Source organism: Nonomuraea rubra, assembly GCF_014207985.1.
In the GTDB taxonomy this organism is placed as follows: Bacteria; Actinomycetota; Actinomycetes; order Streptosporangiales; family Streptosporangiaceae; genus Nonomuraea; species Nonomuraea rubra.
Genome location: NZ_JACHMI010000001.1, coordinates 8,983,095 through 8,995,677 on the forward strand (window position 1 = coordinate 8,983,095; position 12,583 = coordinate 8,995,677).

At 71.5% G+C, this 12,583-nt stretch carries 12 protein-coding genes and 2 pseudogenes; 8 read left to right on the forward strand and 6 right to left on the reverse strand.

What is annotated here, in order from left to right:
- Nucleotides 1-115 precede the first annotated feature (115 nt).
- Both HD593_RS40875 and HD593_RS40880 read right to left on the reverse strand, forming a co-directional pair.
- Nucleotides 116-1,294 carry a cation:proton antiporter gene (locus tag HD593_RS40875; RefSeq protein WP_185107675.1) on the reverse strand — a complete coding sequence of 393 codons (1,179 nt, stop codon included), beginning with the start codon at nucleotides 1,292-1,294 and terminating at the stop codon, nucleotides 116-118.
- A gap of 4 nt (nucleotides 1,295-1,298) precedes the next feature.
- Nucleotides 1,299-1,778, reverse strand: a complete 480-nt coding sequence (locus HD593_RS40880) for a cation:proton antiporter regulatory subunit (protein WP_185107677.1) — start codon at nucleotides 1,776-1,778, stop codon at nucleotides 1,299-1,301.
- Between the two features lie 240 nt (nucleotides 1,779-2,018).
- Between HD593_RS40880 and HD593_RS40885 the strand changes: the two genes are divergently transcribed.
- Nucleotides 2,019-2,894, forward strand: coding sequence for a universal stress protein (locus tag HD593_RS40885; protein WP_221525230.1), 876 nt, complete (start codon nucleotides 2,019-2,021; stop codon nucleotides 2,892-2,894).
- 131 nt (nucleotides 2,895-3,025) lie between these two features.
- Here the strand turns inward: HD593_RS40885 and HD593_RS40890 are convergent, their stop codons facing one another.
- Nucleotides 3,026-3,463 (reverse strand): hypothetical protein, encoded by a 438-nt coding sequence (locus HD593_RS40890; RefSeq protein WP_185107679.1) that lies wholly within the window; start codon nucleotides 3,461-3,463, stop codon nucleotides 3,026-3,028.
- A 210-nt stretch (nucleotides 3,464-3,673) separates the two neighbouring features.
- On the opposite strand from HD593_RS40890, the pseudogene HD593_RS65335 reads away from it, so the two are divergent.
- From HD593_RS65335 to HD593_RS40905, 3 genes and pseudogenes are all read left to right on the forward strand, one after another.
- Nucleotides 3,674-3,730, forward strand: a pseudogene (locus tag HD593_RS65335) (hypothetical protein); the annotation flags it as partial.
- A gap of 94 nt (nucleotides 3,731-3,824) precedes the next feature.
- Nucleotides 3,825-4,424 carry a cation transporting ATPase C-terminal domain-containing protein gene (locus HD593_RS40900; RefSeq protein ID WP_185107681.1) on the forward strand — a complete coding sequence of 200 codons (600 nt, stop codon included), beginning with the start codon at nucleotides 3,825-3,827 and terminating at the stop codon, nucleotides 4,422-4,424.
- Nucleotides 4,425-4,457: 33 nt separating this feature from the next.
- On the forward strand, nucleotides 4,458-4,868 hold the full coding sequence (locus HD593_RS40905) for a pyridoxamine 5'-phosphate oxidase family protein (protein WP_185107683.1): 411 nt from the start codon (nucleotides 4,458-4,460) through the stop codon (nucleotides 4,866-4,868).
- A gap of 243 nt (nucleotides 4,869-5,111) precedes the next feature.
- Here the strand turns inward: HD593_RS40905 and HD593_RS64705 are convergent, their stop codons facing one another.
- On the reverse strand, nucleotides 5,112-5,402 hold the full coding sequence (locus HD593_RS64705; RefSeq protein WP_221525231.1) for an ATP-binding protein: 291 nt from the start codon (nucleotides 5,400-5,402) through the stop codon (nucleotides 5,112-5,114).
- Nucleotides 5,399-5,545 carry a hypothetical protein gene (locus HD593_RS64710; protein WP_221525232.1) on the reverse strand — a complete coding sequence of 49 codons (147 nt, stop codon included), beginning with the start codon at nucleotides 5,543-5,545 and terminating at the stop codon, nucleotides 5,399-5,401. Before HD593_RS64710 ends, HD593_RS64705 begins: the two co-directional genes overlap by 4 nt.
- A gap of 84 nt (nucleotides 5,546-5,629) precedes the next feature.
- Here HD593_RS64710 and pflB point away from each other — a divergent pair, with 84 nt between their 5' ends.
- Nucleotides 5,630-7,864: a formate C-acetyltransferase gene (gene pflB / locus HD593_RS40915; RefSeq protein ID WP_185107687.1), complete on the forward strand. Its 2,235-nt coding sequence runs from the start codon at nucleotides 5,630-5,632 to the stop codon at nucleotides 7,862-7,864.
- A 10-nt stretch (nucleotides 7,865-7,874) separates the two neighbouring features.
- The gene (gene pflA, locus HD593_RS40920) at nucleotides 7,875-8,600 is read left to right on the forward strand and encodes a pyruvate formate-lyase-activating protein (RefSeq protein ID WP_185107689.1); all 726 of its coding nucleotides are present in this window, start codon (nucleotides 7,875-7,877) and stop codon (nucleotides 8,598-8,600) included.
- Between the two features lie 95 nt (nucleotides 8,601-8,695).
- Here pflA and HD593_RS40925 read toward each other — a convergent pair.
- Nucleotides 8,696-9,637: pseudogene (locus HD593_RS40925) on the reverse strand (HAD-IC family P-type ATPase).
- Between the two features lie 53 nt (nucleotides 9,638-9,690).
- On the opposite strand from HD593_RS40925, the gene HD593_RS63810 reads away from it, so the two are divergent.
- Nucleotides 9,691-9,813: a hypothetical protein gene (locus tag HD593_RS63810; RefSeq protein WP_281402499.1), complete on the forward strand. Its 123-nt coding sequence runs from the start codon at nucleotides 9,691-9,693 to the stop codon at nucleotides 9,811-9,813.
- Between the two features lie 178 nt (nucleotides 9,814-9,991).
- Complete coding sequence (locus tag HD593_RS40930) at nucleotides 9,992-12,583, forward strand: bifunctional acetate--CoA ligase family protein/GNAT family N-acetyltransferase (protein WP_185107692.1); 2,592 nt, start codon at nucleotides 9,992-9,994, stop codon at nucleotides 12,581-12,583.

Genomic DNA, 12,583 nt, shown 5'->3' on the forward strand with positions numbered 1-12,583 from the left:
AGGGCGGCGTCCCCGCGGTCGAACCCGGCCGGACACCTGCACCCACGCGGACCTCCTCGTCAGCGCCGGCGACGACCCGGCCGCCGCTTGCGAGCTGACCGGCGGGAATGAGGGCTCACGCTGGAGGCCGAGATCCGGCACGGCTGGGCGGAGATTTCGCCGTGGGCCGGGCTCCGACGAAGCGGGTGATGAGCGGCCCTGCGATGGCCAGCACGAGCACATAGGCGGCTACCAGCGGCGCCAGGGTGGGCAGGTGGGGCCCCGCCAGGCCGACGATGACGATGGAGAACTCCCCTCGCGCGATCAGCGCGGCGCCCGCACGCAGCCGGCCCCGCCGGCCCACCCCGTCGCGGGCGGCGGCGTAGCGCCCGGTGAGCACCTTGGTCAGCCCGGTGACCAAGGCCAGCGCCAGCGCGGCCGGCAGGACGGGCAACAGGCCGGCGGGAGCCACCGACAGGCCGATGGCCACGAAGAACATCGCGGCGAACAGGTCACGCAACGGTGTGATGACGGCTCGTGCCCGCTCGGCCGTCTGCCCGGTCAGCGTCAGTCCGACCAGGAAGGCACCAACCGCCGCCGACGCGTGCACGAACTCGGCCAGCGCAGCCACCACCATGGTGAGCCCCAGCATGCGCAGCATCAGCTGCTCGTTGTCCGGGTGCGCCACGAGCCGGCCGATATGGTGCCCCCAACGGGAGGAGGCGGCGAAGGCGGACACCACTGCGCCGACCGCGACCAGCGCGCCCAGCACTGCCTGCCACCAGGTGCCTCCGGAGGCCAGCACCGCCAGCACAGGCAGGTAGGCCGCCATCGCGAAGTCCTCCAGCACCAGAACCGACAGCACCGACGGCGTCTCCCGGTTGCCCAGCCGCCGCAAATCTCCGAGCAGCCGGGCGATGATGCCCGAAGAGGAGCTGTAGGTGGCGCCGGCCAGCGCCAGCATGCCCACGCCGTCCAGCCCCAGCATCCAGCCGGCCAGCGCGCCCGGGACGGCGTTGGCCAGCAGGTCCACCCCCGCCGACGGCAGATGATGGCGCATGCTCGTGGAGAACTCCGCGAGCGAGAACTCCAGTCCCAGCGCCAGCAGCAGCAACACGATCCCGATCGAGGCCGCGGCCTGGACGAACTCGCCTGCGGCCGGGGCGGGCAGCACGCCACGCTCACCGAGCATCAGGCCGGCCAGCAGGTAGAGCGGGATGGGCGACAGCGTCATGCCGCGGGCCAGGGCGCCCAGGAGGCCGAGGGCGGCCAGGATGAGGCCGAGCTCCAGCAGCAGCGCGATCGAGACGTGCACGCGTTCAGCCCTGGATGATCCGCGTCACACCGTCGATGCCCTCCTGGGTGCCTATCACCACGAGCACGTCATCGGCCCGCAACACCTCGTCCGGGCCGGGCGAGGCGATCACATCCGCGCCGCGCACGATCGCCACCACCGACACCCCGGTACGGGTGCGTGCGCGCGTGTGCCCCAGCGGGCGATCCACGTAAGGCGAGGCCGGTGTCACTGTCACCGGTTCAGAGCTCAGCCCTGGGATCTCCCGGGTCAGGTCGGCGAACCGCTCGGCGATCCGCGGCGCACCCAGGATCTGCGCCAGCGCCTCGGCCTCCTCCTCGGTCAGCCGGAACAGCGGCCAGCCCTCGTCGCGGTCATCACCTGCGTAGCCGACCACCTCGAACTCACCCGTGCGCCGCGCCACCACGGCGATCCGCTCCCCCGCCTGAGTGGTGAACTCATACCGCAGGCCGACGCCTGGCAACAGCACTTCGTTCACGTTCATGCAGCCATCATCCCGGCAGACCGGCACCTCCTGCCGGATGTCACACCGCAAACCTCCCGGTCGATCCAGGCGGGCGCATCTCCAGCCGGCCGATCCGGTCGCCGGCCGCGAAGGACCAACGGCAGGCGAGACAGGTCCAAAGCCTCCCATCGACGGTGTCTGCCACCGTGGATGCTCAGGGTGAAGCCGGTGCAAATGGGGCAAGGCTGTGCCTGGCAGTAGCAGTACCCAGGGAGGTACATGATGGCGATCAATGTGATCGTGGGTTTTGACGGGTCTCCAGCGGCCGCCGCGGCGATCGATGTCGGTGCCGCGCTGTTCCCGCAGGCACGTGTGTGGATCACCCATCTGTGGACCCCGCCGTTCGCCAGCGAGAGCCTGCGGCGGCGGCTGTGGACGGGCGCCGCCGAGCTCAACGCCTTCATCGCGGCAATCGAGCGCGAGGGGGAAGCCGAGGCACGCAGGCTCGCCGATCGGGGAGTCAGGCTCGCGCGCACCGCCGGCTGGAACGCTGAGCCCCTGGTGCGCCGCGCCTACGGCGGCGAAGGCCTGTATTTCGCCCAGCTGGCGCAGGAACTGGACGCCGACCTGGTTCTCGTCGGATCGCGTGGCCTCGGTGGCGCCCAAGCGGTCCTGGGCAGCGTTTCGGACATGGTGGTGCACTACACGCCCCGCCCCGTCCTCGTCGTGCCGCATCCCTTGCTGTCCGCTGAGCAGGCGGCGCTGGAGAGCGGGCCGGCGCTCATCGGCTGGGACGGATCACCCGGCGCAGAAGCCGCCCTCGCGGCGACGCAGGAGCTGTTCCCGGGACGGGACCTGACGATCGTCTGCGTGGACGGCGCTGACATCCCCTCGCCCTCGGGCAGCCTGCCGCAGAGCGGCGGCATCACCCTGGACCGGCTGGACGTCGCCGGCGGCTCCGGCACGCCTGGACGCGCTGTGGCCGAGGCGCTCAGCGCGTGCGGCCGCAGCCGGGACGCGTCCGTCCTGGTCGTCGGGTCACGGGGGCGTTCAGCGGCACGCGAGATCCTCATGGGCAGCGTCGCGATGGCCACCTTGCACCACGCCCACCGGCCGGTCATGGTCGTGCCCCGGCCCGACCAAGAACGCGAGTGAGCTTCGGTCCCACGTGAGGAGAGGCCGCGGCAGGCTCGGCGTTCCGGGCCGCTGATGCTCCTTCATCACTGCAGAATCGCTCGCCCGCGTCGTGTTCAGGGCGCCGGTGGCACCGCCAGGCGCCCTGTCGCCTACGGTCGCTGGGCCGCGTGCCTCAGCAGGGTCACGAGATGCACGGCGGCCGCGATGGCCGTGAGGGCGATGGCCACGATCACCACCGTACGGACGATGAGCGCCCAGTCGACGGTGGGGTCGTCGAAGGCGAACGGGAAGATCCGCAGGATCTGGGCCAGAGCCGTGAGGCTGATCAGCGTGGTCGCCAGGTCCCCTGCCGACCTCATCCAGCGCGGGTCGTGGGCCAGGAAGATCGTGCTGGCGATGAGTGCCGCGATCAGCGAGAGGTTGACCAGCGGCAGCACCCGCAGGGTATCGGGGGAGAGGAGGGGCACGGCTTGCCAGCCGGGGTGGGCGTTGATGGCGTACAGCAGGGTCCCGTCGATGACAGCGGCGATGGTGTAGCCGGTGCGGCGAGCGACGGCCGGACGGCGTGCCGGCGCGTGGATCTCCATCCTGAACCTCCAATGGCCTTCAGGAGGTCGGTCCTAAGGGGCCGAAAGGCCCTTCCACGGATTCTTCCGCGATGTGTGCTTCCGGCCCTCCGGAAAAGGACCAACGTCCCTGTTGGCTGCACCTGAGTTCGCGAACAGTAGGGCGCGGACACATTCGAGCGATCATCCGCCTGCCGGAAGACCGCGGCGAGCACGGAGGACATGACGGTGATGCCTTTGTCTGGGCTGACGTCGGCGGAGGCGGCCTTGCGGCTCGCACGCGACGGCGCCAGCCTGCTCCCGCAGAAGCCGCCCGTGCCCTTGTGGCGCCGCATGCTTCCTGGTCTACGGCCTGTCCGGCGGCGCCGCCGAGATCGCCGTGATGCTCCTCGGCCCGTTCGCCGGACTCCCGCTCCCCCTGCTCCCCGCCCAGATCCTGTGGATCAACCTGCTCACCCACGGACTGCCCGGCGTAGCCCTCGGCGGCGAGCCCACCGTCCCAGGAGCCATGACCGACCCACCCCGGCCACCCAGCCAGAGCACCCTCGGCGCGGGCCTGTGGCAACGCGTCATCCGCATCGCCGTCATCCTCACCACCGTCACCCTCGGCATCGCCATCTGGGCCGCAGCCACCGGACGCCCCTGGCAGAGCATGGCCTTCTTCGCCCTCGGCGCCACCCAGCTCGGCGTCGCCCTCGGCTCCCGCACCCGCCCAGGAACCCTGGCCAACCCCATGCTGCTGCTCGCCGTCGCCGGCGCGTTCATCCTGCAACTAGCAGCCCTGTACCTACCCCCACTGCGCCAACTCCTCAGCACCCAGCCACTGAACGCCGGCGACCTGCTGATCGTCACCGCGCTGTCCGTACTCGGCTACGCCGCCGCACGCCTCGACCGGATCCTGCACCCCACCCCCCGCCCACAAGAACCTCAGCCCGCAATCACCGAGGGCGATCAGCAGCCGTCACGGGCCTTTCGTCCCTAACCAGCCGGACACGACCACGGGCACGCTACAGACATGAAACTCGACTCGGCCGGTCTGCAGGTACTCACCCACGAGGAGTGCATGCGCCTGCTGCCATCACGCCCGATCGGGCGCATCGTCTTCACCGACCGCGCACTGCCGGCCGTGCAGCCGGTCAACTTCTGCCTGGACGAGCAGGACATCGTCATCCGTACGGCGGCCGGCTCCAAGCTGGCCGCCGCCACCCGCCACGCGGTCGTGGCCTTCGAGGTCGACGACTTCGACCCCGAGGCGCGCAGCGGCTGGTCGGTCACCGTCGTAGGGTATGCCCGCGTCGCCGACGACCCGGCAGAGCTCGCCCGGCTGGAAAGCCTGCCGCTGACGCCGTGGGCCCGAGGCCGTGACCACTTCATCGTCATCACCGCGGTGGAGGCCACCGGCCGGCGCATCCAGCAGCCCACCTGACTCCATGGAGCTGCCAGATCAGCGAAGCTCGGCCTCTGGACCAGCCGCTCGTACTGGCCTGGGACGGGTCGCCCGGGATGGCGGCCATGTGGGCCAGCACGTCGGCGTGCTCTCCGGGGCCGGACGACAGCGGGCCCTGGACGTCGTGCCCGGTCATCCGGAGCAGCTTGGCGTCCATTCCGAGGCCCGCCGGATGCCCTACGTACCCGAGCATATGCCCGGCGCCTTCCCCTACCTGCCCGGCTACAGCAGGTGCCTGGGCAAGGCAGGCAGTGGAAGGGACACGTCGGCGAGAAGCCACGCGGGGATCCCAGGTCCCTGGTCGCTGACCTCGCAGCACAGGACGCCGTTCCCGCACCACAGGCTCAGCCTGCCTGCTCCCCCGCCGTGCACCACGGCGTTGACCACGCCTTCGTCGACCGCCAGGAGGAAGTCGTCGAGGCGAGCCCCGTCCAGTCCCCGTTCCCGCGCCGCGTGCGCTTCAGGCAGCTCTCCTCGAAGTGCGTCCTGCCCGTCCAGTACCGCACCGGTCACCACCGGGCCGGCTCGATGCCGACCTTTTCGGCGACGGCGCAGGCGGTGTCCGCGTGGCCGCCGGTCACCATGATCACCTGGATGCCGCCGGCTCGGGCGCGGCAGTGCCGGAGGTCTACGAAGAGCGAGGACGTTCGTCCCACGCACGGATGCCCTAAGGCCGATGTGATCGAGCAACCGGTGCACGAGGGTGGAAGGAGAGCTTCGACGAAGACGAAGGGGGAACGATGATCGCGACGGATGCGTGGCGGGGGTTTCGTGGCGTGGACTGGAGATCCGGCGTGGACGTGCGGGCATTCATCCAGGCGAACTACACCCCGTACCAGGGCGACGACCGGTTCCTGACAGGGCCGACGGAGCGCACCCGCGCGGTGTGGGAGAAGGTCTCGGCGCTGTTCCCCGAGGAGCGGCGGCGGGGGATCCTCGACGCCGACACCACGACCCCGTCGTCGATCACCGCGCACGCGCCCGGCTACATCGACCGGGACCGTGAGCTGATCGTGGGCCTGCAGACGGACGCGCCGCTGAAGCGGGCCATCATGCCGGCGGGCGGGCTGCGCATGGTGGAGAACGGCCTGGCCGCCTACGGCCACAAGCTCGACCCGGCGGTGAAGGACATCTTCACCAAGTACCGCAAGACCCACAACGACGGCGTGTTCGACGCCTATACCCCCGAGATCCTGGCCGCCCGCCGTTCCGGCGTCATCACCGGCCTGCCGGACGCCTACGGCCGCGGCCGCATCATCGGCGACTACCGCCGCGTCGCCCTCTACGGCGTCGACCGGCTCATCGAGGCCAAGCAGGCCGAGCTGCGCTCCCTGGACGACGCCGACGCCACCGACGCCGTGATCCGCGACCGGGAAGAGCTGGCCGAGCAGCTGCGCGCGCTGGAGGAGCTGAAGGTGATGGCCGCCTCCTACGGCCACGACCTCTCCCGACCGGCCGCGACCGCGCATGAGGCGGTCCAGTGGCTGTACTTCGCCTACCTGGCCGCGATCAAGGAGCAGAACGGCGCCGCCATGTCCCTGGGCCGCACCTCCACCTTCCTCGACGTCTACCTGCAACGCGATCTCACCGAAGGCCACATCACGGAAGAGCGGGCGCAGGAGCTCGTCGACGACTTCGTCATCAAGCTGCGCATCGTCCGCTTCCTGCGCACCCCGGAGTACGACCAGCTCTTCTCCGGCGACCCCACCTGGGTGACCGAGTCGATCGGCGGCCTCGGGGAGGACGGCCGCCCGCTGGTCACCCGCACCAGCTACCGCTATCTGCAGACGCTGCGCAACCTCGGCCCGGCGCCGGAGCCGAACCTGACCGTCTTCTGGTCGCCGCGCCTGCCGGAGCCGTTCAAGCGCTTCTGCGCGGCCCTGTCGATCGAGACCAGCGCCATCCAGTACGAGAGCGACGAGCTGATGCGCCCGCGCACCGGCGACGACACCGCCATCGCCTGCTGCGTGTCGGCCGCCCCGGTCGGCAGGCAGATGCAGTTCTTCGGCGCCCGCGTCAACCTGGCCAAGACCCTTCTGTACGCCATCAACGGCGGCCACGACGAGATCACCGGCGCCCAGGTCGGGCCCGCCCACCCACCTCTGACCGGCGACGTGCTCGACTACGAGCAGGTCGCCAAGGCGCTGGACCGGATGATGGACTGGCTGGCCCGCACCTACGTCAACGCGCTCAACATCATCCACTACATGCACGACAAGTACGCCTACGAGCGCCTGGAGATGGCCCTGCACGACTACCCCGTCAAACGCACCCTGGCTTGCGGCATCGCAGGTCTGTCCGTCGCCGCCGACAGCCTCTCGGCCATCAAGCACGCCCGCGTCAAGGTCATCCGCGACGCCACCGGCCTCGCCGTCGACTACCACGTCGAAGGCGACTACCCGGCCTACGGCAACAACGACGACCGCGCCGACGCCATCGCCGTCGACCTCGTCCGCTCCTTCATGACCAAGATCCGCGAGCACCGCACCTACCGCGGCGCCGAGCACACCCAGTCCGTGCTCACCATCACCTCCAACGTCGTCTACGGCAAGCACACCGGCAACACCCCCGACGGCCGCCGTGCCGGCGAGCCGTTCGCCCCCGGCGCCAACCCGAGCAACGGCCGCGACCGTCACGGCCTGATCGCCTCCGCCCTGTCGGTCGCCAAGCTCCCCTACGAGCAGGCCCTCGACGGCATCAGCCTGACCAGCACCGCCACCCCGGACGGGCTCGGCCGAACCCCGGGGGAGCGCGTCGCGAACCTGGTCGGCGTGCTGGACGGCTACTTCGACGCCGGTGGCTTCCACATGAACGTCAACGTGCTCACCCGCGCGGTGCTGCTGGACGCCATGGAGCACCCCCACCGTTACCCGCAGCTCACCGTCCGCGTCTCCGGCTACGCGGTCAACTTCGTCCGTCTCACCCCCGACCAGCAGCGCGACGTCGTCAACCGCACCTTCCACGGCTCGATGTGAGCGTACCGAGATGAACGGTTCGGTCAGCTCCTGGGACCTGTCGGTCGGCGTGGACGGCCCCGGCACCCGCTTCGTCGTCTTCACCGCCGGCTGCCCGTTGCGCTGCCTGTACTGCCAGAACCCCGAGACCTGGCGGATGCGCGACGGCCGCCAGGTCACCGCCGAGGAAGTCATGGCGGAAATCGGGAAATACCGGCGCTTCATCTCCGTCGCCGGCGGCGGGGTGACCATCAGCGGCGGTGAACCGCTACTGCAGCCTCGCTTCACCGCCGAGCTGCTGCGCCGCTGCCATGGCAGCGGTCTGCACACCGCCCTGGACACCTCGGGCCTGCTCGGCATCCGCGCCACCGACGCCATGCTCGCCGACACCGACCTGGTCCTGCTCGACATCAAGTCCTACGACCCGGCCACCTACCGCCGCCTCACCGGCGGACCGGTCGAACCCACCCTGCGCTTCGCCCGCCGCCTCGCCGACCTGGGCCGGCCCACCTGGGTGCGGTTCGTGCTGGTACCCGGACTCACCGACGCCCCCGACAACGTGGATGCCCTGGCCCGCTTCGTCGCCGGCCTGGGCAATGTCGAACGGGTCGACGTCCTGCCCTTCCACCGCATGGCCACCGCCAAGTACGAGCGCCTCGGCCTGCGCTTCCCCCTTGGTGACGTCGCACCGCCCGGCCAGGAGCTGCTCGACCGCGTGCACGGCCAGTTCCGAGGCCACGGCGTGACCTCGATCTGAGACATCACGCTCGAGGAGCCACGAGCTCCAGCTTGCCATCTTGCGGCGGCTTCCTCCTCAAGTCGCCCATCAGGCCTCCACGACGGCGGCCTCGGCTACGACCGCGTGGTTGCAGAGCATCTCCTCCCCGTCATGGCGACCACGTGGCCTCGTGAGCGCAGCGCGCGGGCGATGCGCAGCTTGTCCTCGGGGGCCACGCGTGCGACCACGACGCCGTCGCGGTCCAGGAGCTCGCCCAGGGCCGCGTCGTCCGTCGGCAGGTCGGCGCCGGTGACGACGAGTTCCTCCTCGCCGAGCAGGCCGACCTCGGCGGCGATGGCGCGGGCCGTGCGCGGGTGGTCGCCGGTGACCATGGCCAGCTTGATGCCGGCGATGCGGCACTTCCAGATCGCCTCGGCGACGTCGTCGCGGGGCGGGTCGTGCAGGCCGACCAGGCCGAGGAACTCCAGGTCCCGCTCCTCGGCCGTGTCGCCGCGGGCGACCGCCAGCACGCGCAGGCCCCGGTCGCTCATCCTGGCCAGTGCCTCGTCCACTCCGGGCACGGCGTGGCAGAGCGGCAGCACGGCGTCCGGGGCGCCCTTGAGAGGCAGCCGGCCGCCGGCCACGACGGAGGCGCGGCGCCGTACCGGATCGAACGGGAGGCGTGCGGTGACCTATTGGTCGTCCACGGCGGCGTGCAGGCGTAGCGCTTCGACGTGCAGGGCCACCTCCATGGGGTCGCCGACCGGTTTGCCGCCGCTCATGCGCCCGGTCGAGCTGAGGACGGCCGAGCGCAGCACCTCGGCGGGCGACGTGGCGGGTGACCACAGGTCGGCTATCGTCATCTCGTTGCGGGTGAGCGTGCCGGTCTTGTCGGTGCAGATGAACGTGGCCGAGCCCAGCGTCTCGACCGCTTCCAGGTGGCGTACCAGGGCGTTCTGGGCGGCCATCCGCTGGGCGGCCCGCGCCAGCGAGAGCGTGACCGTCGGCAGCAGCCCTTCGGGTACCAGCGCCACGGTGACGCCCAGCGCGAACAGGAAACTCTCCGCCGGCTCCATGCCCAGCAGCTGGGCCAGCGTCGTTCCTCAACCAGCCGCTCGACCTGCGGGACATGTGCCGGCGCCGCGACCCGCACCACCGGCGGGGGCACCCACAGATGATCATCAAGTTCGGCTACGGCCCGTACGTGGCCCGCAGCCCGCGCCGCCCGGCGGCCGAGCTGGTGGCCAGGTGACGGCTCAGCCCACCACGGGCTGCGACACCAGGGCGGGCGTGCCCAGCGTCGCCCCTGCGTCGGCACCTCCAGCAGGGACTTTCGGCCTTGATGCCGGGGCCGTCCGGCACTGCCTGCCACACCCGCCTCCCGACAGCCTCAGAGCTGAGAGCACGCCCTTCAGAACGGGAGACGGACCATGTCCGAGGGTTATGACGTCCTGCTGCGCGACGGCAGCATCGCCCATGTGCGCCGGCTGCATCCCGGCGACCGGGTGGCCCTGCACGAGCTGGTGGAGCGTTCGTCGGAACGCTCGGCCTACCTGCGCTTCTTCACCGGCGGCCGGAGCACCGCCCATGCCTACATGGATCGCATCACCTCCGGCGTCTACCGCGGGCACGCCCTGGTGGCGGCTCTGCGGGGCCGGCTGGTCGCGGTCGCGGAGTACGTCCCCATGGACGACGGCAAGGCCGACCTGGCCATCCTCATCGACGACGCCGTGCACGGCCACGGGCTGGGCACGCTGCTGCTCGAACACGTCGCGCTGGACGCGGCCGAGCACGAGGTGGACACGCTGGTCGCCGACGTGCTGGCCGAGAACCGGCCGATGATCCGGGTGCTGCACGACCTCGGTCTGGACGTGGCGCGGCGCTTCGAGGGTGGCATGATGCACCTCGACATCGCCGCTCGCCCCACGGCCCGGCTGCGGCAGGGCGTCGAGGCGCGCGATCACGAGGCTGCGCGAACGTCCCTGGCCCGGGTGCTCGCCCCTCGTTCGGTGGCCGTGATCGGCGCGAGCCGCAACGAGCGGGCGGTGGGCCACAAGGTGCTGCGTAATCTGCTCGACGGCGGCTTCGACGGGCCGATCCATCCGGTCAACCCGCACGCCGCCGAGGTGGCCGGGCTGGCCTGCCACGCCAAGGTTCCCGACGGCGTGGATCTGGCCGTAGTGGCCGTGCCCGCCCGGCACGTGCTGGAGGTGGCCAGGGATTGCGCGCAGGCCGGAGTCGCCGGGCTGATCGTGCTGACGTCGGGGTTCGCCGAGGCCGGGCAGCAGAGTGTGGAGGGCGAGCTGCTGCGGATCTGCCGTTCGGCGGGGATGCGGCTGGTCGGCCCGAACTGCCTGGGGGTGGTCAACACGGCGGCGCGGCTGAACGCCAGCTTCCTGCCGCACCGCCCGGTCCAGGGGAGGGTGGCGCTGTTGTCGCAATCGGGCGCGGTCGGGGCGGCTCTGCTGGAACGGCTGGACGTGTCGTCGTTCGTGTCCGTCGGCAACAAGGCCGACGTGAGCGGCAACGACCTGCTCGAATACTGGGAGGACGACCCGGCGACGGATGTGATCGCGCTGTACCTGGAGTCGTTCGGCAACCCGCGCAAGTTCGCCCGCATCGCCCGCCGGGTCGGCAGGAGCAAGCCGGTGCTGCTGGTCAAGAGCGGCCGCAGCGGCGCGGGCGGGCGGGCGGTGCGCTCGCACACCGCCGCGGCGGCCACCCCCGACGTCGCCGTTGACGCGCTGACCCGCGCCGCCGGGGCCATCCGGCTCGACAGCGTCAACGAGCTGATCGACACCGCCAAGCTGCTGGCCGGCCAGCCGCTGCCCGAGGGGCGCCGGGTCGCCATCGTGGGGAACTCGGGCGGCCCCCAGGCGATGGCCGCCGACGCCTGCGAGCGGTCCGGCCTGACCGTCCCCGAGCTGCCGCCCGGCCTGCTGGACGCGCGGGCCGCCGCCGCGCTCGGCAACCCGGTCGACCTGACCGCCGACGCCACCGCGGACGAACTCGGCGCCGCCGTCGAGGCGCTCGTCGCCTGTCCCGAGGTGGACGTGATCCTGGTCGTCTACACGCCGCCGTTCGGCTCCGGTCTGGACCGGACCCGCCAGGCGATCGCGGAGGCGGCCAAGACAGCGGGCAAGACCGTGCTGGCCTGCGTCGTCGGTCACGATGGCATGATCGACGGCCGGATCCCGTCGTACGCGTTCCCCGAGCAGGCCGTCGCCGCGCTGGCCCGCGCCGTGCGCTACGCCGAGTGGCGCAGGGGCCCGGCCGAACCCGCGGGCGCGGACGTCCGCGTCGACGGCCGCGCCGCCCGGGAGATCGTCGAGGCGGAGCTGGCCGCCTCCCCCGAGGGCTGCTGGCTCTCCCCCGCAGCCACCGCCCGGCTGCTGGCCTGCTACGGCGTGCCGCTGGTCGAGTCGCTGGAGGTGGACGGCCCGGACTCCGCGGCCGAGGCGGCCCGGCGTGCCGGTCTGCCGGTCGTGCTCAAGGCCGTCGGGCCGGTGCACAAGAGCGACGTCGGCGGCGTCCGGCTGGATCTGCGCACCGAGGAGCAGGTGCGGCAGGCGTACGGGGAGATGGCGGCCCGCCTCGGCGCCGAGATGACCGGCGCGATCGTCCAGCCCATGCTGCAGGGCGGCGTCGAGGTGATCGTCGGCGGCGTGAGCTACCCAGCCTTCGGCCCGCTGGTCATGGTGGGCATGGGCGGGGTGCTGGCCGATCTGCTGGCCGACCGTGCCTTCCGCGTCCCTCCGGTGACCGACGCGGCCGGCATGATCGAGGAGCTGCGCTGCGCCCCTCTCCTGCACGGCTACCGGGGTTCCCCGCCCGTGGACGCCGAGGCCCTGGCGGACCGGATCACCCGCATCGGACGCCTGCTGGACGATCTGCCCCACGTGGCGGAGCTGGACCTCAATCCGGTCATCGTCACCGCTGACGATGCGGTCACGGTGGATGCCCGGATCAGGGTGGCGCCCTGCGAGCCTCCGCCCTCGCCGCTGCTACGGCGGCTGCGCTGA

Bases quoted from the DNA above. Each gene is read 5' to 3' on its own strand.
- HD593_RS40880 (WP_185107677.1), bottom strand. From the start codon at position 1,778: ATGAACGTGAACGAAGTGCTGTTGCCAGGCGTCGGCCTGCGGTATGAG.
- HD593_RS40885 (WP_221525230.1), top strand. From the start codon at position 2,019: ATGATGGCGATCAATGTGATCGTGGGTTTTGACGGGTCTCCAGCGGCC.
- HD593_RS40890 (WP_185107679.1), bottom strand. From the start codon at position 3,463: ATGGAGATCCACGCGCCGGCACGCCGTCCGGCCGTCGCTCGCCGCACC.
- HD593_RS40900 (WP_185107681.1), top strand. From the start codon at position 3,825: ATGCTCCTCGGCCCGTTCGCCGGACTCCCGCTCCCCCTGCTCCCCGCC.
- HD593_RS40905 (WP_185107683.1), top strand. From the start codon at position 4,458: ATGAAACTCGACTCGGCCGGTCTGCAGGTACTCACCCACGAGGAGTGC.
- pflB (WP_185107687.1), top strand. From the start codon at position 5,630: ATGATCGCGACGGATGCGTGGCGGGGGTTTCGTGGCGTGGACTGGAGA.
- pflA (WP_185107689.1), top strand. From the start codon at position 7,875: ATGAACGGTTCGGTCAGCTCCTGGGACCTGTCGGTCGGCGTGGACGGC.
- HD593_RS63810 (WP_281402499.1), top strand. From the start codon at position 9,691: ATGTGCCGGCGCCGCGACCCGCACCACCGGCGGGGGCACCCACAGATG.
- HD593_RS40930 (WP_185107692.1), top strand. From the start codon at position 9,992: ATGTCCGAGGGTTATGACGTCCTGCTGCGCGACGGCAGCATCGCCCAT.